Annotated in this window: 19 protein-coding genes; 8 read left to right on the forward strand and 11 right to left on the reverse strand. The window is 54.7% G+C overall.

Going from position 1 to position 21,342, the window contains the following annotated elements:
* Nucleotides 1–52: 52 nt before the first annotated feature.
* On the reverse strand, nucleotides 53–2,776 hold the full coding sequence (gene gyrA, locus GQE98_RS09310) for a DNA gyrase subunit A (RefSeq protein ID WP_202526208.1): 2,724 nt from the start codon (nucleotides 2,774–2,776) through the stop codon (nucleotides 53–55).
* A gap of 178 nt (nucleotides 2,777–2,954) precedes the next feature.
* Nucleotides 2,955–3,218: a DUF6356 family protein gene (locus GQE98_RS09315; RefSeq protein ID WP_161315376.1), complete on the reverse strand. Its 264-nt coding sequence runs from the start codon at nucleotides 3,216–3,218 to the stop codon at nucleotides 2,955–2,957.
* A 151-nt stretch (nucleotides 3,219–3,369) separates the two neighbouring features.
* On the opposite strand from GQE98_RS09315, the gene GQE98_RS09320 reads away from it, so the two are divergent.
* Entirely contained in the window at nucleotides 3,370–3,828 is a 459-nt protein-coding gene (locus tag GQE98_RS09320; RefSeq protein WP_161315377.1) for an Lrp/AsnC family transcriptional regulator, read from the forward strand.
* On the opposite strand, the gene GQE98_RS09325 is transcribed toward GQE98_RS09320, so the two are convergent.
* Together GQE98_RS09325 and ssb are read right to left on the reverse strand one after the other, a co-directional pair.
* On the reverse strand, nucleotides 3,825–5,825 hold the full coding sequence (locus tag GQE98_RS09325; RefSeq protein WP_161315378.1) for a hydantoinase/oxoprolinase N-terminal domain-containing protein: 2,001 nt from the start codon (nucleotides 5,823–5,825) through the stop codon (nucleotides 3,825–3,827). The two genes, GQE98_RS09320 and GQE98_RS09325, sit on opposite strands and share 4 nt — an antisense overlap.
* 195 nt (nucleotides 5,826–6,020) lie before the next feature.
* The gene (ssb, locus tag GQE98_RS09330) at nucleotides 6,021–6,524 is read right to left on the reverse strand and encodes a single-stranded DNA-binding protein (protein ID WP_161315379.1); all 504 of its coding nucleotides are present in this window, start codon (nucleotides 6,522–6,524) and stop codon (nucleotides 6,021–6,023) included.
* Between the two features lie 205 nt (nucleotides 6,525–6,729).
* Here ssb and uvrA point away from each other — a divergent pair, with 205 nt between their 5' ends.
* From uvrA to GQE98_RS09345, 3 genes are all read left to right on the forward strand, one after another.
* Nucleotides 6,730–9,624 carry an excinuclease ABC subunit UvrA gene (gene uvrA / locus GQE98_RS09335; RefSeq protein WP_161315380.1) on the forward strand — a complete coding sequence of 965 codons (2,895 nt, stop codon included), beginning with the start codon at nucleotides 6,730–6,732 and terminating at the stop codon, nucleotides 9,622–9,624.
* A gap of 5 nt (nucleotides 9,625–9,629) precedes the next feature.
* Nucleotides 9,630–10,973 carry a methylenetetrahydrofolate--tRNA-(uracil(54)-C(5))-methyltransferase (FADH(2)-oxidizing) TrmFO gene (gene trmFO, locus GQE98_RS09340; RefSeq protein WP_161315381.1) on the forward strand — a complete coding sequence of 448 codons (1,344 nt, stop codon included), beginning with the start codon at nucleotides 9,630–9,632 and terminating at the stop codon, nucleotides 10,971–10,973.
* Between the two features lie 205 nt (nucleotides 10,974–11,178).
* Nucleotides 11,179–12,117 (forward strand): hypothetical protein, encoded by a 939-nt coding sequence (locus GQE98_RS09345; protein ID WP_161315382.1) that lies wholly within the window; start codon nucleotides 11,179–11,181, stop codon nucleotides 12,115–12,117.
* 9 nt (nucleotides 12,118–12,126) lie between these two features.
* Here the strand turns inward: GQE98_RS09345 and GQE98_RS09350 are convergent, their stop codons facing one another.
* Entirely contained in the window at nucleotides 12,127–12,960 is an 834-nt protein-coding gene (locus GQE98_RS09350; protein WP_161315383.1) for a squalene/phytoene synthase family protein, read from the reverse strand.
* Between the two features lie 169 nt (nucleotides 12,961–13,129).
* Here GQE98_RS09350 and GQE98_RS09355 point away from each other — a divergent pair, with 169 nt between their 5' ends.
* A complete protein-coding gene (locus GQE98_RS09355) occupies nucleotides 13,130–13,717 on the forward strand; it encodes a superoxide dismutase (protein WP_161315384.1) in 588 nt (195 codons plus the stop codon).
* A gap of 54 nt (nucleotides 13,718–13,771) precedes the next feature.
* On the opposite strand, the gene GQE98_RS09360 is transcribed toward GQE98_RS09355, so the two are convergent.
* The 5 genes from GQE98_RS09360 to yajC all read right to left on the reverse strand — a co-directional run bounded on the left by GQE98_RS09360 (nucleotide 13,772) and on the right by yajC (nucleotide 17,854).
* Nucleotides 13,772–14,386 carry a urate hydroxylase PuuD gene (locus tag GQE98_RS09360; RefSeq protein WP_161315385.1) on the reverse strand — a complete coding sequence of 205 codons (615 nt, stop codon included), beginning with the start codon at nucleotides 14,384–14,386 and terminating at the stop codon, nucleotides 13,772–13,774.
* Between the two features lie 128 nt (nucleotides 14,387–14,514).
* The gene (locus tag GQE98_RS09365; protein ID WP_161315386.1) at nucleotides 14,515–14,892 is read right to left on the reverse strand and encodes an Mth938-like domain-containing protein; all 378 of its coding nucleotides are present in this window, start codon (nucleotides 14,890–14,892) and stop codon (nucleotides 14,515–14,517) included.
* Nucleotides 14,893–14,920: 28 nt separating this feature from the next.
* Nucleotides 14,921–15,889 (reverse strand): protein translocase subunit SecF, encoded by a 969-nt coding sequence (secF, locus tag GQE98_RS09370; protein ID WP_161315387.1) that lies wholly within the window; start codon nucleotides 15,887–15,889, stop codon nucleotides 14,921–14,923.
* 12 nt (nucleotides 15,890–15,901) lie between these two features.
* Nucleotides 15,902–17,482: a protein translocase subunit SecD gene (gene secD, locus GQE98_RS09375; RefSeq protein ID WP_161315388.1), complete on the reverse strand. Its 1,581-nt coding sequence runs from the start codon at nucleotides 17,480–17,482 to the stop codon at nucleotides 15,902–15,904.
* Between the two features lie 12 nt (nucleotides 17,483–17,494).
* Nucleotides 17,495–17,854, reverse strand: coding sequence for a preprotein translocase subunit YajC (gene yajC / locus GQE98_RS09380; protein WP_161315389.1), 360 nt, complete (start codon nucleotides 17,852–17,854; stop codon nucleotides 17,495–17,497).
* A 246-nt stretch (nucleotides 17,855–18,100) separates the two neighbouring features.
* Here yajC and GQE98_RS09385 point away from each other — a divergent pair, with 246 nt between their 5' ends.
* The 3 genes from GQE98_RS09385 to GQE98_RS09395 all read left to right on the forward strand — a co-directional run bounded on the left by GQE98_RS09385 (nucleotide 18,101) and on the right by GQE98_RS09395 (nucleotide 20,136).
* Nucleotides 18,101–18,958, forward strand: coding sequence for an ATP-binding protein (locus tag GQE98_RS09385; protein WP_161315390.1), 858 nt, complete (start codon nucleotides 18,101–18,103; stop codon nucleotides 18,956–18,958).
* A 34-nt stretch (nucleotides 18,959–18,992) separates the two neighbouring features.
* Nucleotides 18,993–19,631, forward strand: a complete 639-nt coding sequence (gene tmpT, locus GQE98_RS09390) for a thiopurine S-methyltransferase (RefSeq protein ID WP_161315391.1) — start codon at nucleotides 18,993–18,995, stop codon at nucleotides 19,629–19,631.
* Between the two features lie 91 nt (nucleotides 19,632–19,722).
* Nucleotides 19,723–20,136 (forward strand): PaaI family thioesterase, encoded by a 414-nt coding sequence (locus tag GQE98_RS09395; protein ID WP_161315392.1) that lies wholly within the window; start codon nucleotides 19,723–19,725, stop codon nucleotides 20,134–20,136.
* 6 nt (nucleotides 20,137–20,142) lie between these two features.
* Here GQE98_RS09395 and GQE98_RS09400 read toward each other — a convergent pair whose 3' ends face one another.
* A complete protein-coding gene (locus GQE98_RS09400) occupies nucleotides 20,143–21,306 on the reverse strand; it encodes a LysM peptidoglycan-binding domain-containing M23 family metallopeptidase (protein ID WP_161315393.1) in 1,164 nt (387 codons plus the stop codon).
* Nucleotides 21,307–21,342 lie beyond the last annotated feature (36 nt).

Genomic DNA, 21,342 nt, shown 5'->3' on the forward strand with positions numbered 1-21,342 from the left:
TCCCTTCCTTCGCTACTTCTTTTTGTTAGCTTGATAAGATATTTACGTCGCTTTAGCTGTTGGTGTCCTCATCAGGGGCCTCAATATTGTCCTCCCCGTTTTCATCATTTTCATCGTCAGACTTTGCATCTTCAAGCGCGGTAACAGAGACAACCTGCTCCCCTTCCGCGGTCTTGAACAGGGTCACGCCCTGCGTATTCCGGCCAGCGATACGGATATCTGTTACCGGTGTCCGGATCAGTTTACCCCCATTGGTAACCAGCATGATCTGCTCATCTTCCGTGATCGGGAAGGTGGCGATTACATCGCCGTTCCGGCTAGAGGTTTCAATGTTGATGATTCCCTGACCACCGCGATTGGTGACCCGATACTCATAGGCATTTGTTCGCTTGCCATAACCGTTGACGGTGATCGCCAGCAAGACCTCTTCCTGCGTGTAAAGCTCTTCATAGAGCTCTGGAGTCATACCATCCCCATATTCCGTAACAGCGCCGCTTTCATCAGCAGAACGTCGGGTTTTCAGGTAAGCATCCCGTGTCTCTGTATCAACTTCCACATGATTGAGGATAGACATACCAATCACGCTATCCCCCTTCGCAAGTTTCATGCCGCGGACACCGCTGGAGTCCCGCCCCTTGAACAACCGAACATCGGTTGCACGGAAGCGAATACATTTACCGCCTTTCGCGACCAGTAACACGTCATTCGCCGCAGTACAAATCTGGACGCCGATCAACTGATCATCCTCATCAAGCTTCATGGCGATCTTGCCATTCGACTTCACGTTTGAGAAATCACTTAAAAGGTTGCGGCGGACATTACCCTTGGCAGTCGCAAACATGACTTCCAGTTCGGACCAGCTATCTTCCTCCTCAGGCAACGGCATGAGGGTATAGATAACCTCCCCTTCCTCAAGCGGCAGGAGATTGATGATCGCCTTGCCGAGACTTTGCGGAGAGCCCTGCGGCAGGCGGTAAACCTTCAGCTTGTAAACACGCCCAAAGGAGGAGAAGAACAATACTGGCGTATGGGTGTTCACCACAAACACCTGCGTCACGAAATCCTCATCGCGGGTCTGCATACCGGCGCGGCCCTTGCCACCGCGTCGCTGCGGTTTATAGGTCGAGAGCGGAACGCGTTTGATATAACCCTTGTGACTGACCGTCAGCACCATATCCTCGCGCTGGATCAGGTCCTCAATATCATGCTCGAACTCATTTTCCTCGATCATGGTGCGCCGCGGCACCGCGTATTTTTCCTTCATCTCGAGAAGTTCGTCGCGGATGATGCCGATCAGGCGCGGACGGCTGGACAGAATATCGAGATAATCGAGGATCTTTGCGCCCAGATCCTTTAACTCGTCGCCAATTTCATTTTGGCCGAGCGCTGTCAAACGCTGCAGGCGCAGATCAAGAATAGCCCTGGCCTGGGCTTCCGATAGGCGGTAGGAGCCATCTTCATTGATCGTATATTGTGGATCATCGACCAGCCGGATCAGGGCTTCGACGGTGCCCGCAGGCCAATCCTTGCCCATCAGCTCGGCGCGCGCCGTTGCCGGATCAGGCGCCGCGCGGATCAGTTTGATGATGTCATCGATATTGGCCACCGCAATCGCAAGGCCGATCAAGACATGCGCCCGCTCCCGTGCCTTGCCAAGCAAGTACTTTGTCCGGCGGGAAATAACCTCCTCCCGGAAATCAAGGAAGGCATCGAGCAGTTCCTTGACATTGAGAAGCTCCGGCTTGCCGCGATTTAGCGCCAGCATATTGACGCCGAAAGAGGTTTGCAGCGAAGTGAAACGATAAAGCTGGTTCAGCACCACTTCCGCCATTGCATCACGCTTGATCTCGATAACGACCCGCACACCATGACGGTCCGACTCATCGCGAAGATCGCCAATTCCCTCAACCTTCTTCGCGCGCACAAGGTCGGCTATCTGCTCGACCAGGCGGGCCTTATTGATTTGGTAGGGGATTTCCGTGACGATCAGCGCCTGCCGGTCCTTGCGGATTTCCTCCACGTCGACTTTCGCCCGCATGATAACGGACCCGCGTCCGGTGGTCAGGCCGCTAATTGACCCACTCCGTCCGAGGATCGTCCCGCCCGTCGGAAAGTCCGGCCCCGGGATGTAGTCGATCAGCTCCTCAACGCCCATTTCCGGCTTTTCAAGAAGCGCCAACGCTCCGTCAACCACCTCGCCGAGGTTATGCGGCGGAATATTAGTCGCCATGCCGACGGCGATACCGCCCGCGCCGTTAACCAGAAGATTGGGATAGCGTGCCGGCAGAACAGAGGGTTCGCGCTCGCTATCATCATAGTTGTTAACGAAATCGACTGTATCCTTGTCGATATCATCGATCAGGCTCTCTGCGGCCTTTTGCAGGCGGGCCTCGGTATACCGCATGGCGGCGGCCTTGTCGCCGTCCATGGAACCAAAGTTGCCCTGCCCCTCGACCAGCTTGAGGCTCATGGAGAAATCCTGCGCGAGACGCACCATGGCATCATAAATCGCGCTATCCCCATGGGGATGATAACGACCCATCACATCACCGACGACGCGGGCAGATTTGCGGAATGCCTTGTCGGAGGTATAGCCATTCTCATACATGGCGTAAATGATCCGCCGGTGCACCGGCTTGAGGCCGTCGCGGGCATCGGGAAGCGCACGCGAGACAATCACGCTCATGGCATAGTCGAGATACGACCGCCGCATTTCCTCTTCAATAGTAACCGGAACGATATGGTTATCGGAAGGAGGTATCGTTACATCATTCAAGGCAGGGGTTCCTGAATAAACTTGAGTATGCCGGGCATTGGCCAAGCACAGAAAAAACCATTAAACTCCCCTACCGATATTAGCGATCGTCAGGGTTGGCTTGTTCTACAAGATATCAGCCCCATAAGCAACCTTTAGCAGGCCTCATACAGGCGGCAGTTTTGCCCAACATGCAACCTTACAAAGCCGCGCTGTCGAGAGCCTGATGAACCGGGGACAAGGGTGCCGGGTTCCGCACGCGACCCGCAACCATCCGGCTATGCAATTTGGTTATGATCCGGCTTCCTGTTTTTTCAAAAAGGAATGGAAAAATGGCATGAACCGACGCGCAAACCCCTGCTGCAAACAACCAGAAGGCAAAAGTGGCGGACATTTCCATATGCTCGAAATAGCTTTCATTAACAGAGGCAGGGTGGTCTGTGAAAAGGTGCTGGAGTGTCATGGTCTTTGTCCGCTCTTTAAGAATTGTTATACGCTTGATACAAGAGAGATAATAACGGAAAACGGTGGAATATTTATCCTTTATTGACGTATTATCCCTAATATGTGAAACATAAATTCTAAAAAATCCAATTCTGCCGGAAAATTATTCCATGGATAGTATTGATCGCAAGATCCTTAGTCACTTGCAGCAGGACAGCTCGATTGCTGTAGCTGACCTTGCAGAGAAAGTCGGCTGCTCCCGCACTGCCTGCTGGCGGCGCATCAAGTCGCTCGAGGAAACGGGCATGATCCGGGCACAAGTCACCCTACTGGATCGTCACAAGCTTAATTTGCCGGTCACTGTTTTCGTTGCCATCAAGACCAGCCGCCATGATGTGGACTGGCTCAAGAAATTTGCCGACACCGTGGATCGTTTTCCGGAGATAATGGAATTTTACCGGATGAGCGGTGACATTGATTATCTGCTGAAAGTGGTGGTGCCGGATGTTGCGGCCTATGACAAGTTCTATCACCGCCTGATCCGCGAGATTGATCTCTCCGATGTCAGCTCCAACTTCGCCATGGAGGAGATCAAATTCACCACCGCCCTGCCCCTGCAAACGCCCTAGCGGGCGATCCGCGGCCGTCCGAAGGCAGTGACGTCGAGAAGACTCTCGACAAACATTTCCTGGCCATTGATATGGGCGATATTATCTCGCCGGACGAACTTCGTGTTTATTTCCGCCGCCCCGGCCTCGATCGCCAGTTCCCGCGCCTCACAGGTCAGGCATTTCTCCGCTTCGGCAGCCGCGGCCTCAAGGCTCGCAAAATCCAGCGGCTCCCCGCTATGATAAAGGCGATAGCCGTCGTTATCCGTCGGGGAGATACTGGCATGGGCGCTCACACGGACCTGCCCTACCACCGCACCCACCGCATTGGCGACACCGGCATGTTCGGGGATGACGGCCCTTGTCTTGAGTCGTGCCGCCACCTCCGGATAGTAGATATGGGCCGACGCACCGAGCCCGATTACCGGCAGGCGAAGGCCAATATCCACATTGACCAGCGGATGGGGATCCTCCCTGTGCGCCGCATGAAGAACCGTCACTGCCTCGCCCGGCGTCAGTAAGGAATCCTTGCCCAGCGCCGCGGCGAGTAACGTCTCACTCGATGTGGTCACCAGCGCGTTAAAAATCATGTCACTCACCTCTGTCGCCGACCGGGCGAGCGGAACACCGCGCCCATCCTTTTGCCGGGCAAAGAGGGTCGCCGCCTTTTCCGCCGCGCTCCGGTCCCAGGCTTCGTGCAGCCCCAGAACATGTGCCGCATCGGACGGCGTCAGCCCGGCAATCATCACCAGGCCCGCCGACACCAGCCGGTCCAGCGCTGCCGCCTGTTTTCTCCGCGTGACCAGCTTCTCCAAAGGCATTGGTCCAGCCTGTAACTCGGCGAGCAGCTCTCTTTCGAGATCAGAAAGGTTGGCCAGATGCGCGCTTTCCCGACCCACCGCAAGGGCAAAGCGGCCAAAATTATCCTGCCATCGCTCCCGCAACAGTTGCGCGTCCAGTGTGGTCTGCACAAGATCGGGATAGTCCACGGCGAGCAGACTGACCGGCACCACGCGCCGCGGCCCCAGCGCCAGCGCGAGCACGAATCCGGACTTGACCGCCGCCACCTCGCTATCCCCGCCAAGCCCGACCGTATGGATCGCCACCGCCTCCACCATGGTGCGCCAGCCGCCAACGGTCGCGCCATCTGCATCAAGGCGTGGACTGCCGTTTTCAAGAACCGCAATATCTGTCGTCGTCCCGCCGATATCCGAGACAATCGCGTTTTTCTCGCCGCTTAAGTAGGCCGCGCCGACAAGGCTTGCCGCCGGACCGGAAAGGATCGTCTCGATCGGTTTCACCTTGGCAATCTCCGCCGAGATCAGGGCGCCATCCCCCTGCACCACCATCAGCGGCGCGTCAATTTTCATCTCCGCGAACAGGGACTCGCTTGAGGTGATCAGGTGATGGATAAGATTGATCAGCCGCGCATTCAGGACAGACGTCAGCGCCCGCCGCGGTCCGTCGAGCTTGCTGGAAAGCTCATGACTGCAGGTGACGCTGTAGCTGTCTGACCGCTGTAGAATTAGCTCGCGAACCCGGAGTTCATGCTCGGGGTTGCGGATGGCGAAAAGGCCGGCAACCGCAAAGGCCGTGACATGACCCGCCTTTTCCGCGAGCTCCGCCGCAAGCGCTGCCTCGTCGAGCGGAACCTCGGCCTCTCCCTGCCCGTTATGCCCTCCGCCCAAAAATATGACGGGATCACCCTTCAGGGCTTCGCGCAGGCCATTGCGATCCAGCGCCGCCTCGTCAAAACCGATCATGACCAGGCAGACATGGCCGCCCTGCCCCTCCACCAGCGCGTTAGTCGCCAGTGTTGTCGAGAGGGAAACAAGACCGATATCGGCGGGAGAAATCTTTTCCGCCGCGACTACGGCCGCCACAGACTTGCCGATACCGACGGCATAATTTGCCCGCGTGGTAAGAGACTTGGCGCTAGCGATCACGCCCCGTTCCTCATCGAACAGCACGGCATCCGTATAGGTGCCCCCGGTATCAATCCCCAATAACAACGCCATCCTGTCTCTCGCCAGCCATCTTGTCTATGATTCCGGGAAAATCACCTTAGTCATGCTTTGGTCAGGTTACTTGGCCACAACCGACATATTATTAATAGCAATGCGTCATTCGACACCTGATACGCGCGTCACGCCACAAAAAAAGCCGCCCATGATGGACAGCTTTTCTAACTTATCGTCGGAACCGTCCTGTACCTAGAACGGGATATCATCATCAAAATCGCCGCCCATGCCGCTGCCGGATGGACCGCCGTAGCTGCGATCACCGCTGGGGGCACCGCCTCCGCCATAGTCATTTCCACTCTTCTGTGCGCCGCCGCCATAACCAGCACCCTGGCCCTGGCCACCACCAACGCTATCAAGCATGGTCAGTGCGGAGTTAAAGCCCTGCAGAACAACTTCCGTAGAGTATTTGGTAATACCGTCCTGTTCATACTGGCGGGTCTGAAGCTGCCCTTCCAGATAGATCTTGGAGCCTTTTTTCAAAAACTGCTCTGCAATCTTGCAAAGACCTTCGTTAAAGATCACGACCCGGTGCCATTCCGTGCGCTCGCGCTTCTCTCCGCTGTCCCGATCCTTCCAGGATTCGCTCGTCGCAACGCGAAGGTTACAGACGGGCTTGCCATTATTCATATAGCGAACTTCAGGATCCGCGCCCAGATTTCCAACAAGAATGACTTTATTAACGCTGCCCGCCATAGTGTGTTCCGCTTTCGATTCTATTTTCTTTTAAAAAATTCTGGCCAGACAATAGCGTGCAAAAGCGCCTCTGGCCAGTGCTTTTCGACCATAATGTCGACCGTGAACAAAGTGAAAACACTTTTTACCAATAAGTCTGGCCTTTTCCCTTATTAACCTATAAATTCCGGCTCAGTTTCAAGCTCACGTCAGGTATACTATCCGAATGCAGAAAATTCTCAGCATCCGCGGCGCCCGCGAACATAATTTGCAGAATGTTAACATTGATATCCCCCGGGACGAACTGGTGGTGATCACCGGACTGTCCGGATCGGGCAAGTCCTCTCTTGCTTTCGACACCATCTATGCGGAAGGGCAGCGGCGCTATGTGGAAAGCCTGTCGGCCTATGCACGGCAGTTTCTTGAGATGATGCAGAAACCGGATGTGGACCATATCGACGGCCTCAGCCCCGCCATTTCGATCGAGCAGAAGACGACGTCGAAGAACCCGCGTTCCACGGTCGGCACGGTGACAGAAATCTATGACTATCTGCGCCTTCTCTACGCCCGTATCGGCGTGCCCTATTCTCCAGCGACTGGATTGCCCATCGCCAGCCAGACGGTTAGCCAGATGGTGGACCAGGTTTTGGCCATGGGCGAAGGCAAACGCCTATACCTGCTGGCCCCCATCGTGCGCGGCCGCAAAGGCGAATACCGCAAGGAATTTCTCGATCTGCGCAAGCGCGGCTTTCAGCGGGTCAAGGTCGACGGCGAGATTTACGATATTGAGGATACCCCCGAACTCGACAAGCAGATCAAGCATCATATCGATGTTGTTGTGGACCGTGTTGTCCTGAATGCGGAAATTCAGGGCCGGCTCGCTGATTCCATTGAGACGGCGCTCGATCTCGCCGACGGGCTGTTCGCCGTGGAAGACGCGGACACGAAGGAACGGACGATGTTCTCCTCCAAGTTCGCCTGTCCGGTTTCCGGCTTCACGATTGAGGAGATTGAGCCGCGCATCTTCTCCTTCAACAACCCTTACGGCGCCTGCACGGCCTGTGGTGGATTGGGGACGGAAATGTTCTTCGATCCGGACCAGATCGTGCCGGATGTGACGCTCACCTTGCGTGACGGGGCGATTGCCCCCTGGTCCCGCTCCCAGACGCCGGCACCATACTATATGCAGACTTTGGAAGCCCTCGCCAAGCATTACGGTTTCACTACTACCGAACCGTGGGAAGAAATCGATGAGGAGGCCCGCAATGCAATCCTTTTCGGTACCGGGGACACCAAAATCCAGATTACCTTTGATGACGGCCTGCGGACGTACAAGACCAATAAGCCGTTTGAAGGCGTTATCCCGAATATCGAGCGCCGCTGGCGCGAGACCGACAGCAGCTGGGTCCGCGAGGATCTGGAAAAATATCAGGACAAGACAAATTGCAGCAAATGCGGCGGACATCGCCTTAAGGAAGAAAGCCTTGCCATCCGCATTGGCGATCATCATATCGGCGAGGTTTGCGCGAAATCCATTCTTGATGCCCGCAAGTGGTTCAAGGAACTATCCGGAACCCTCTCGGATAAAGACAATTCCATCGCCGAGCGGGTCCTCAAGGAAATCAATGAACGGCTCGGTTTTCTTGTCGATGTCGGGCTTGAATATCTGACCCTTTCGCGTGGCTCCGGCACACTCTCGGGTGGGGAGAGCCAACGTATCCGCCTTGCCTCCCAGATCGGGTCCGGCCTGACCGGTGTGCTCTATGTGCTGGACGAGCCGTCCATCGGCCTGCATCAGCGGGACAACGCAAGGCTTCTTAAAACCCTCGTCAATCTGCGCGATCAGGGCAACTCCGTGATCGTCGTGGAACATGACGAGGAAGCCATCATGACCGCTGACCATGTGGTGGATATGGGTCCACGCGCGGGTCGTCATGGTGGCCGCCTGATTGCTCAAGGCACGCCTGAAGATATCATGAAGGAGCCGGAAAGTATTACCGGCAAATATCTCTCCGGCGAGATGGAAGTGCCGTTGCCTAAGGAGCGGCGGCGCATCCAGGAATCCCGCCAGATCCATATCATTGGCGCGCGGCATAACAACCTCAAGCGAGTGAACGTCAACATTCCGCTTGGCACCTTTACCTGCGTGACCGGCGTGTCGGGCGGCGGGAAGTCGTCGCTGATTATCGAAACACTCTACAAGGCCATTGCCAAAAAGTTGAACAATAACCGCAACCATCCTGGCCCCCATGACCGGATCGAGGGGATTGAGTGGCTGGACAAGATTGTCGATATCGACCAGTCCCCCATCGGGCGGACACCGCGGTCCAACCCGGCGACCTATACCGGCGCCTTCACACCGATCCGCGAATGGTTCGCCGGACTGCCAGAAGCCAAGGCGCGCGGCTATAAATCCGGGCGTTTCTCCTTCAACGTCAAGGGTGGCCGTTGTGAGGCCTGCAAGGGCGATGGCGTCATCAAGATCGAGATGCATTTCCTGCCCGACGTCTATGTGCAATGCGACGTCTGCAAGGGGGAGCGCTATAACCGCGAGACACTGGAAATCAAATTCAAGGACAAGTCCATCTCCGACGTACTCAACATGACCGTTGATGACGCGGCGGTGTTCTTCAAGGCGGTGCCGAACGTCCGCGAGAAATTCGAGACTTTGCAACAGGTCGGTCTCGGCTATATCCATGTCGGGCAACAGGCGACGACCCTCTCCGGCGGTGAAGCGCAGCGCGTCAAGCTGGCAAAGGAACTCTCCCGCCGGGCAACGGGCCGTACGCTCTATATCCTCGACGAGCCGACCACGGGCCTTCATTTCGAGGATGTGCGCAAATTGATGGAAGTCTTGCAGGCGCTTGTCGATGCCGGCAACAGCGTCCTCGTGATTGAGCATAACCTTGAGGTCATCAAGACCGCCGACTGGGTGGTCGATATGGGCCCCGATGGTGGTGATGCGGGCGGCTATCTGGTGGCCGAAGGCACGCCGGAAGAGGTTGCCAAAGTGTCGGAAAGCTACACCGGACGGTATCTGAAAGACATTCTCGCCAAACGGCCCGCCGTCAAGCAGGCCGAAGGTAAATCGAAAAAGACCAAGAAAACAAAGGCTGCCTGAAGATCATGAGCACAGATCAAAAACCCGTTCATGTCATTGGCGGCGGCCTTGCCGGGAGTGAGGCGACCTGGCAGCTCGTTCAGGCTGGCGTACCGGTCATCCTTCATGAAATGCGCCCCGTGCGCGGCACCGACGCCCATCTGACCGACGGGCTGGCGGAGCTTGTGTGCTCCAACTCCTTCCGCTCCGACGATGCGGAAAATAACGCCGTTGGCCTGCTGCATCGCGAGATGCGCGATATGGGTTCCCTTATTATGGAGAGCGCCGATATCAACCGGGTCCCGGCAGGCGGCGCGCTTGCGGTCGACCGGGATGGGTTCTCCGCCTATGTTCAGGAGAAAATAGAAGCCCATCCTTTAGTGACGCTGGAGCGCGCGGAAGTGACCGACCTGCCCCCCGCCGACTGGGAACAGGTAATTATCGCGACGGGCCCCCTCACCTCCGGTGCGCTGGCCGAAAAAATTCACATCGCGACCGGTGCCGATGCACTCGCCTTCTTCGATGCCATTGCCCCCATTGTCTATAAGGACAGCATTGACTTCGATATTGCCTGGTTTCAGTCCCGCTATGACAAGGGCGACGGATCGGACTATATCAACTGCCCGATGACCGAGGCGCAGTACCGGGAGTTCATTCAGGCGCTGAATGAGGGGGGCAAGACGGAGTTCAAGGACTGGGAGAAGAACACCCCCTATTTCGATGGTTGCCTGCCGATCGAGGTGATGGCGGAACGCGGACCAGAAACCCTCCGTTTTGGACCGATGAAGCCCGTCGGCCTCACCAACCCAAATTCCGCCGAGAAGCCATACGCCGTTGTCCAGCTCCGGCAGGATAACAAGCTCGGCACGCTCTATAACATGGTCGGTTTCCAGACCAAGCTCACTTATGGGGAACAAAAGCGTATTTTCCAGACGATCCCCGGGCTTGAAAAAGCGGAATTTGCACGCCTTGGCGGACTGCATCGCAACACCTTTATCAACAGCCCGGAAGTGCTGGACGAACAGCTCCGCCTCAAGAATCACCCGCATATCCGATTTGCGGGCCAGATCACAGGGGTCGAGGGATATGTGGAAAGCACCGCAATCGGCCTGCTTGCCGGTCGGCTCGCCGCCGCGGATATCGCGGGGAGCGCTTTTGCCCTGCCGCCTGTTACCACGGCTATGGGGGCAATCCTTAGCCATATTACCGGCGGGGCGGACACCAAATCCTTCCAGCCGATGAATGTCAATTTCGGCCTGTTCCCGCCGCCGGAAGGACGGATCAAGAAAAAGGAACGCAAACAGGCCTATACAGCACGTGCCGCACAGGATTTTTCGGGCTGGCTCAAGGGCACTTTACCCTTGCAATAATACGGTCCAAAGCTTTACAACGAATGCGTGGGTCTAATGGTAACGATTTGTATAGAATGTTTCCTTATGATCAGCTCCAGCATTGTCTTTGGTACATCGCTGAATAAAAAATAATGGCAGCGATGTACATTGAATTATGGGAAACTGGACAACACATGATTAACCAAAAAAGATTAGTCAATGGCGCAAAGCGACAGGCAGAACGATGAGTGAAAAGCGGGATCCAAGCGTCTATTTCGCGTTTACCCATAAAATCTTCTCGATTGAAGGGGCTTATTTCAAACTTACCCACGATACGCGGGAACCCTGTTACTATGTCAATCTCGGGGAGATGAAAGGCGCCATCCCGACAAAATCTATTTGTATGGAATTCGGGATCGAAGAAGACAGTTCCGATGCCCGCCTCCTGGGGACGATAGGTCGCGCGCTTAAGTACGTCCGTGAAATCCGGCCAAATGATTCTATCCCTCGCGAACTTCTGGATGGCTCTGCCTCCTGGTCCATTGAAGATAGACACAGGGAAGTCGCTCAGGGACGCATTACCATACAGGTTATTTCGTGGCTCAAGGGAAATGAGGAAATCCTCCTGAATTTCAGTGAGCTTGAAACAATTGCCAATGATCCGCAAACCAAGGAAAAGGTGCAGGAAGCATTTCGCGGCATCGCTAAGTCCCTGGGTATTCGGCGCGAAGACGTTGTTTCTAAAATTGATGAAATTGTTCGTGAGCTCGCCTATATCGAAGCTCTGCGTGAATATAATGCGAAAATCAAAAAAATCAGTACCAACCTCCAACGGCTCGCCAATATCTATCGGCGCGACAGGTCAACTTCTGAAGACATCAGCAGGATGCAGGTCCTGATCGAACCCGTGCTTAGAGAGTACGATATGACCTTTATCGACATTGATGCCCAGACGTGCGAGGTCATGATTATGCTCAGGAATTTCCAGCCAACTATTGAGACAATCCGTAGAAAACGCGACGAGTTGCATCAGCGCTTTATGGTTTGGCACGATATAGAGAAAAAATGGGAAAAATTGATCATTGAGGAAGGTCAGACAACTGAAAGGCTGCTTAAGGAGACCTATCAGTTCCTTGCCCGGAATTTCATGCAATCGCAAAACTGGCGATTGGGCGGCGTATAAAAAACAACGTTAGTAACCCGTCGATAGTGCGATAATTTTACGCAAGGCCCCGATATTCATTTTATCGTGGGCCGGGTCGTACCCCACCGATTTAAGTCTTTTCAGATAGAGTGATGTAAGTGACGCAAGACGATATGCGGCCTTCTCAGTCTTGGGTCGCCTCTGGATCAAAAGGCGTGCTTCTTCCTGTTCCTTACCGGCAAGAGAAGTCAATTCTTCCATGATCCCAAAAAACACCTTCCGGTTATTTGAGGTGAAGATATTATCCGCGGTCAAGCCGTGCGCCGTAATGACATCCGTAGGTATACGTAAAACATCCTGGGCAACATGATAGGGTATTGCCCGGATAATGCCTGTAAGGGCATAGGCCTTGCCGACCTGGCGCGCTGCGGCCAAGCCGTCTTCCAATGTCTCGCCCGTCATCCGCAGAATGAGGGTATTCAGAATGCCGCCGGTCTGGTCCGCATATTCCAGCAATTCTCCGGCCTTATTAAACGGAACCGGATCCATATCACGGGACCGGGCATCAATTATTTTGCGAAAGTCATCGATATTGAGTTGATAGTTTGGGATAGTCTTGGCCAGTGCCTCCGCAACAGGATGAGCGGGCACTGTACCGGCGGCAATCGAGCTCAGCGTATCCCGCCACCACTGCAGGCGGATATCACCCAGCAGCGGCTCGCTCACCGTTTCGCGAATTCGCGCTATTTCCGCATGAAACGCCAGTACCGAAAAAATAGCTTCCCGAACGGCAGGCGGCCCATAAAGGGTGGTCAGCCAGCGATCATAATCAAATCGCTTAACTTCATCGGAAAGATACGTACTTTGGCCGGACTTACTCACAAGCTCTCTCAACTTTCATATAGAATCATTATAAAATACTGGAAGCGCGCATAAATTTGTATATATCTGTAAGGATAGCGATATGCGAGTTCTTTCCCCGTACTGGGGTTTGAATTTTCACGGAATCATGAACTGAAAAATTGACCAATAAATTGGCAAGAGGATAATTATGGCTTTTGAACTCCCCCCCCTTCCTTACGCAAAAGACGCTTTGGCACCGCATATTTCCGAAAATACACTCGATTTTCATTACGGAAAGCACCACAACGCCTATGTGACGAACCTCAATGGTCTGCTGGAGGATGGAGATTCCCGCTCACTGGAAGAGATCATGAAGGACACAGCTGGTGACGCCGCGAAGGCAGGTGTTTTCAACAACGCCGCACAGGTCTGGAACCACACCTTCTACTGGCACTCCATGAAGCCGAACGGTGGGGGCAAGCCAACAGGCGCCATTGCCGACAAGATCAATGAAGACTTCGGTTCCTACGAGAAATTTGCCGAGGAATTCAAGGCCGCTGGCGCCACGCAGTTCGGCAGTGGCTGGGCCTGGCTCGTGCTCGACGGTGGCAAGCTGAAGGTCACCAAGACACCTAACGCTGCTTGCCCGCTCACCGATGGCGCCAAGCCACTTCTGACCATGGATGTGTGGGAGCATGCCTATTATCTCGACTACCAGAATGCGCGCCCGAAATATATGGAGACATTTCTGGAAAGCCTCGTGAACTGGGATTTCGCAAACGAAAATCTCGGCTAACGATTACGGTCTGTTAGGAAAAGGCGCTTCCCGCAGGAAGCGCCTTTTTTGTTTCTAGTAAAGATTCTGTGCTGAGACCATTGCGTAGAGCATTGGGATCGACAACAGGGTATTTGTCCGCGAGAAGAGCATCGCCGTCCGCGCTGAAGCGGCCTTGGTTTCCGCATCCGCATCGACAATGCCGAGCGCCCTCCTCTGGTTGGGCCAGATTACGAACCAGACATTGAACCACATTATGATGCCGAGCCACATGCCAATACCGATGGCAAGGCTCTTGTCGACGGCAAACCCGTTCATCGCCCCGAGTGTCAGCGCATCGGCGATATAACCATTCATCCAGGCCAGCAGCAGACCGGTGACAATGGTTGCCATCGCGCCCCAGCGGAACCACCACAGCGCGGCCGGCGCAATCACCTTGCCGATCGCAGGCTTTTGGTCATCCGGAATATTCGGCATGTTCGGAATCTGCACGAAGTTGAAATACCACAGCAGGCCGATCCACATAACGCCGCTCAGCACGTGAAGCCAGCGCATGATAAAGGCGCCATAGGCATGACCGCCCATTTCGAAGCCGCCACCGGTCGCCCCTGTTACAATTAGCACCATGATGACCGTTAAAACGATCCCGGCAATAACTGTGTTTCTGAGGTTTGATAATATACTGGACATGACTGTTTCCTTCTCTGTAAGGATATCCTGCCCGGCACCACTACAAATTTCTTTTACCGAGCGAATATGCACGGCGAATCATAAAGCCGGATGGCCTTATATGTAAAGTATGTAATATAAAGTAAGGGTTAGACGGCGATCATCGCTGCGGCCACTCGCCGACGTTCCAGCAGAAGGACATTATAGGTCCGGACCGCGGCACCTGTGCTCATGGCGTCGATTACGATGCCCTTTTCCCGTAGAGAATTCCGGATATCCTCTTCGATAAAGACCATACCGCCCCCACAGCCGATCAGTAAGATATCAATCTCATCGCTATTCTCGATCAGGGTATCGAGACTATCGAGGCTGAGCGCCCCGATATCCGTGAGAGACCAGTTTTCCGTCTTTTCAGGCAGAACCAGGACAGATCCCTCATAGCGTACGCCGCTCACCCGGAAACCGCCGTCGCCGTAACTATTGATAAGTTGCTGCCCTTCTTTGGGAAGGCCGGATATGTCCTGCATGGCGTCTCCTGTCGCTGTGGTCGCGGTGTTAGCCTTTTTCTTCCGCGTCCTCATCGGTCCGCTCGGCGCCGGCGAAACCGTCCTCTTCCTCTTTCTGGTGCGTCAGGCCGATATGAATAAGGATCGGCGCAGCCACGAAGATGGAGGAATAAGTTCCGACAACGACGCCAAAGATCATGGCCGTTGCGAAGCCGCGGATCACCTCACCTCCGAAAATATAGAGGGCAAGAAGCGCGAGTAAAGTCGTGACCGATGTCATGACCGTCCGCGTCAATGTCTCATTAATGGAGAGGTTGACCAACTCCGCCACCGACAGCTTCTTGTAGCGGCGAAAATTCTCGCGAATACGGTCATAGACTACCACGGTATCGTTGATCGAATAACCAACAATCGTCAGGATCGCCGCAACGGAAGCGAGGTTAAACTCGATCCCTGTGATCGAGAACATGCCGATCGTCAGTATGACATCATGGACCAGCGCAATGACCGCCCCGACGGAATAATGCCACTCAAAGCGCAGCCAAATGTAGACCAGCATCGCCAGCACGGCGATCACGACAGCCTCTGTCGCGGCGATCACCAGTTCCTGCGATACAGTCGGCCCGACAAATTCAACACGGCGGTAGGAAATTTCCTCGCCATAGTCGGAGGCAAGCTGCTGCTTGATCACGTCTACCGCCTCCTGCTGGGCGGAGGCGTCGCCTTCCTGCCGCTGCACACGGATCAGGATATCAGTATCGGTACCGAAGGTCTGCAGAGCTACCTGACCCAGGCCCAACCCGCCAAGGGAAGCGCGCATATCACTCAGTTCCGGAGACGTCTCCGTTCCGATCTCGATCAGGATGCCGCCCTCGAAATCAATTCCCTTGTTGAAACCGATCGTAATAAAGGCGCCGAGAGAACCCAGAATCAACACTGCCGACAAAATGAAGGCAATCATCCGGTATTTCAGGAAAGGGATAGCGGTATTATCCGGCACAAGCTTGATTTTATACATGTTTCCGGTTCCCTAAATCTCGAGTGTCTTCGGACGCTTGCGCTGCATCCAGAAAGAGATAAGCATGCGTGAGAGCATAATTGCCGTGAACATGGAGCTGATAATCCCGATCAATAGTGTCACCGCAAAGCCCTTGACCGGCCCGGACCCCATCACGAAGAGTATGATGGCCGCAATACCGGTGGTGACATTGGCGTCGATAATCGTCGTAAAGGCCCGCGCGAAGCCGGAATTAACGGCATTGAGCGGTGTCTTGCCAACGCGGATTTCCTCCCGGATACGCTCAAAAATCAGCACATTGGCGTCCACCGCCATTCCGATTGTGAGCACGATACCCGCGATACCGGGAAGGGTCAGGGTTGCACCAAGAACAGAAAGAACGGCCATAATCAGGAAGATGTTCATGGCCAGCGCCACATTGGCGAAAATGCCAAATAGACCGTAGCTGACGATCATATAGACGGCGACGGCGATGATCCCGATGATCCCGGCAATTTCACCGGCGGCAATACTATCCGCTCCAAGGTCCGGCCCGACGGAGCGTTCCTCGAGGATATCAAGCGGTGCCGGCAAGGCACCCGCCCGAAGGAGCAAGGCAAGATCTTGCGCGCCCGCCACATTAAAGCCACCGCTGATGACTGCGGATCCACCGAGGATCGGTTCATTGATACGCGGGGCACTGACTACCTTGTTATCGAGGACAATGGCAAACGGCTTACCAACATTTTCCGTCGTGGCCTGGCCGAACTGTTTTGCCCCCAGCCCGTCAAAGCGGATGGAGACAACCGGCTGGCCCTGCTGGAAGGTCGCTTGCGCATCCTCCAGATTCTCGCCAGACACCATGATCCGGCTCTTGATTATGTAAGTCCGTCCGTCCTCTTCGATGCCCGGAAGCCGTTTGGAGCCCGGAGGCACCCGGCCCGCCGCGCCTACATCGGCAGTCAAATCAACCAGATGGAAGGTTAATTGCGCCGTTTCACCCAACAGGCGCTTGATCCGATCAGGGTCGTCAATACCGGGCAGTTGTACCAGGATACGGTCACTGCCCTGCCGTTGGATCGTAGGTTCATTGACACCTGTTTCATCAACACGGCGGCGGACAATCTCTATCGACTGGTCAACGGCAGCGCTAAGACGGGTAGTAATTGCGGCCTCGCTCGGCGTCAGGGTAACACGACCGTCATCGGATGCTATCACTACGTCCCGCTGCCCGTTCGCCATGATATTGGACAGGTCCGAGAGGCGCTCCCGCGCCGTGGCCTCATCCGCCGGGTCCCGGAGGGTGAAGGATACCACCGCCCCGTCATGGCTAAGATTGCGATAACCGATATTATCGCCCTGCTGACGCAAGCTGTCCCGCACCCCATCAACCAAGCTGTCCATCATCTTGGTTTTCACAGTGCCGGCATCGACCTGAAGCAAGAGATGCGAGCCCCCTTGCAGATCGAGCCCGAGGTTGACCTGCTTCGTCGGCAACCAGTCTGGCAGCCCACTGAGCGTAGACTTGCTAACGAAGTTAGGAAGTGTGTAGAGAATCCCGAAGGCGCATACAATCGCCACCACGATAATCTTCCACGTTGGGAAGCGGTTCATGAGTTCCGGCCGTTATTTCTTGAAGAGTTTGCTGACAGGGTTTCCGCCGCTGGGCTTTTCACCTTCAGCTTTGTCATCATCCTTTGGCGCCGCGGCAGCAGGCTCACCCTTGCTCTTGACATCTGTCAGTGTCGATTTCACCACATCGATTCGAACTTCAGGCGCCACCTCGATCTGGACAACATTGTCGTCGCGCACCTTGGTTACCTTGCCCATGATACCCCCGGCCGTGACAACATTGTCGCCGCGGCGCACGGCTTCGATCATGGCCCGATGTTCCTTCGCCCGTTTCTGCTGCGGACGGATAAGAAGAAAGTAAAACACGACACCGATCAGTACGAGCGGCAGAAGTTGAGTAAGTCCTTGGTCCATTGTAATAGGTCCTTTGGTACAATTCGCGACGAAGGGATGACATAAATATGCCTTCCCCATGAAAATACTGAACGACTTTTATATTGTTCCTGCCGCGCAATGCAAGCCGCAATCCGAAAACTCCGTCGATTGAGGTGTCCTCAAGATTGCGGGATGAACAAGCGCTTGAACATTCCGCCGTATGGTGGCATTTATGTGCCTGTTCTGTAAATTGGGGTCTGCCCCTTCTAATTTCAATCGGTGAATATGACTAACGAAGATATCCTCGCGCAGTTAACGCGCATCGCCGACGGTCTTGACCGGCTGGCACCTCCCGTCCCTGAAACAATCGATTTCGAGAGCGGCGATGCCTTTGTCTGGGAAGCAGAAAACAACCATCTGCGCGTGGTGCCGAAAGTCAATCATGTAGCTATGTCGATCCTGCATGGGATCGACCGGGTTCGCGACATCCTCTATGAAAACACCCTGCGCTTCGCCAAGGGGCTGCCCGCCAATAACGCCCTGCTCTGGGGTGCGCGTGGCATGGGGAAAAGCTCGCTGGTCAAGGCGTCGCATGCGCGGATCAATGAGGAATTGAAGAGCCAGTTGGTCCTGATTGAAATTCATCGCGAGGATATTCCTTCGCTGCCAATCCTGATGCAGCAACTTCAGAATACAAACCGTCGCTGCGTCATCTTCTGCGATGACCTGTCTTTCGACAGCGATGATGCAACCTATAAATCGCTTAAAACGGTACTTGATGGCGGGCTCGAAGGTCGGCCGTCGAATGTAATTTTCTACGCCACATCCAACCGCCGCCATATGATGCGCCGGGATATGATCGAGAATGAACGCGCCACCGCCATCATGCCATCCGAAGCGATTGAGGAAAAAGTCTCGCTTTCCGACAGGTTTGGTCTCTGGTTAGGCTTCCATAGCTGTTCGCAGGACGAATATCTCGAAATGATTCGCCGATATATCAACCATTACAACATCCCGATCAGCGAAGAGGAATACAGCGCGGAAGCCATCGAATGGACCCGCACCCGCGGTTCCCGGTCCGGACGTGTCGCCTGGCAGTATATCCAGGATATTGCAGGACGAACAGGCACTGCCATCGAGTGAGGGCATGGAATAACCTTTTCGGAAGGACAACGTTATGGAAGCAAGCTTCTGGCATGAAAGATGGAATGCAAATGAGATCGGGTTCCATCAAAATAAACCTAATGCCCTGCTGGAAAAGCATTTTGAAGGCCTCCGCCTCCTACAGGGGGACCGCATTTTCCTGCCACTTTGCGGCAAAACGCTCGACATCGGCTGGCTCCTGTCAAAGGGGTATCGGATCGCTGGTGCCGAACTCAGCGAGACCGCGATTATACAGCTCTTTGAGGAACTGAAGGTGACGCCCGCCATTTCCAAAGTCGGCGCCCTCACCCGCTACAGTGCCCGGAACATCGACATATTCGTTGGGGATATTTTCAAACTGTCCACCAAACTTCTGGGCGCTGTCGATGCGGTCTATGACCGGGCCGCGTTAGTGGCACTGCCTGAGAAATTGCGGAAAGACTACGCACAACATGTCGTTGAAATTACGCGAAATGCGTCTCAGCTCCTCCTCACTTTTGAGTATGACCAGAGCCAGATGGCAGGCCCGCCCTTCTCTGTCGTCGGCGAGACTGTCCGCAAACTCTACGGCGACAGCCATCGTATAACGCTCCTGGAAAAGTCGGATGTCGCCGGTGGATTGAAAGGCCGGGTGGTTGCAGAAGAAGCCGCCTGGTATCTTGAGAAGCCCTAGATATCGCTTCAAGCACTACCTTGAAGGTTATTGATTAGACGACGGGAATGCGTAAAGATAAACGTCTCTTTCAATTATCAGCGGTAGTCCGATGACGAAAACCGAACTCACCCAATATCTACATGACAGGATGCCCCTTTGCGCCACCCTCGGGATGAAGGCCGAGAAAATGTCGCCTGAAGAGGTGGTCTTGACCCTCGACTGGACCCCGACCCTCTGTACAAGTGCCGGAATACTGCATGGGGGTGTCATTATGGCACTCGCGGATTCCGCAGGGGGTGCAGCGGCGTTCGCTAATCTTCCTGAAGGCGCGACGGGTACGTCCACTATTGAATCCAAAACCAACTTCCTTGGTGCCGTGCGGGAGGGAACCATCACCGCAACAGCGAAACCGCTCCATATTGGGCGCTCGACGATAGTCATAGAGACAGAAGTTAGAAATGACGCGGGAAAACTGGTCGGCAAGATTACCCAGACGCAAACCGTGCTGCGCCCGAGAAACTGACCCGTCCTAGTCTAAAAGGGCGATCGGGTTAATTGCACGGCCTTGTTTACGGATTTCAAAATGAACCTGGCTGCGGGTCACGCTGCCCGATGATCCGGCATAGGCTATGACTTCCCCTTTTTTCACCGCATCGCCCTTGTTGACCAGCGCCCGTTCCGTATGGCCATAGGCGGTTACATAACCATCCGCATGAGATACAAGGATGAGGTTCCCGAAGGAGCGCATTTCATTACCAACATAGGAAACCACGCCATTTTCCGCGGCACGAATGGGCGTTCCTTCCTTCACGGCGATATTGACGCCGTCATTATGAAAGCCGGTTTTCTTTTTACCAAAGCTGGAAATGATCTGGCCCTTGGCCGGCCAGCTGAAGGACTTACCACTCCGTTTGGGGGGCGCCTTGGTGGTGTACTGGCGCGTCGGTACTGGAGGTATATCAAGTTTCGCGACCTGATAGCTGGGCTCTGCCTTTGCAGACGTCGGCGCAGCTTTCACGGCAGGTTTCGGCTCAACCTTGGTCTTTACAGCCGCTGGCACCGTCTCAGGCTGCGGCGCGGCGACAACTTGCGGCAGAGAGTTTATCACGACCCGTTTCACCGGTTGCGGTGATCCGCTGGCTGCGGCAGGCTGCGGCGCGGGCCATGCGGTCATATCCGTGGAGGCAACCCTCACCTCCCCTTGTGTCTTCAGCGGAATTTTCAGCTTCGTTCCCGGAATCAGCGTATAGGGCGCATTAAGAAAGTTGAAATGGGTTACTTCAGACATTTCCACATCATAAACACGGGAGATTGCGTAAAGTGTTTCTCCGGGCCGGACCGAATGAATATGGAACGCGGGAACTTTCAGCTGCTGACCCGGATAGATCATGTAAGGATCGCGCATGCTGTTCATCGCAATCACGGCCTTTACCGGCACGTTGTTGCGTGCGGCGAGACGGGAAACTGTATCCCCGCTTCTTACTGTCACATACTGATAGGAAAGATCCTGATAATAGGGCGAGAAATCAGCCGGCATAACGACCGTGGCGGTCACCAGCTCAGGCTTCGGCGTATGAATAACCTTGGCGCTTTTGTAGCGCGGCAAATAGTCGTCATACAGGCAGCCTGCGAGCATTGGGAGCAGCAGGCAGACACAGGCAACACGACTGAAAAAAGATACATACCTTGCCATAATGCTTTGATATTAAGCATAAATGATCGCGAATCA

This window comes from Sneathiella litorea (genome assembly GCF_009882915.1).
GTDB lineage: Bacteria > Pseudomonadota > Alphaproteobacteria > Sneathiellales > Sneathiellaceae > Sneathiella > Sneathiella litorea.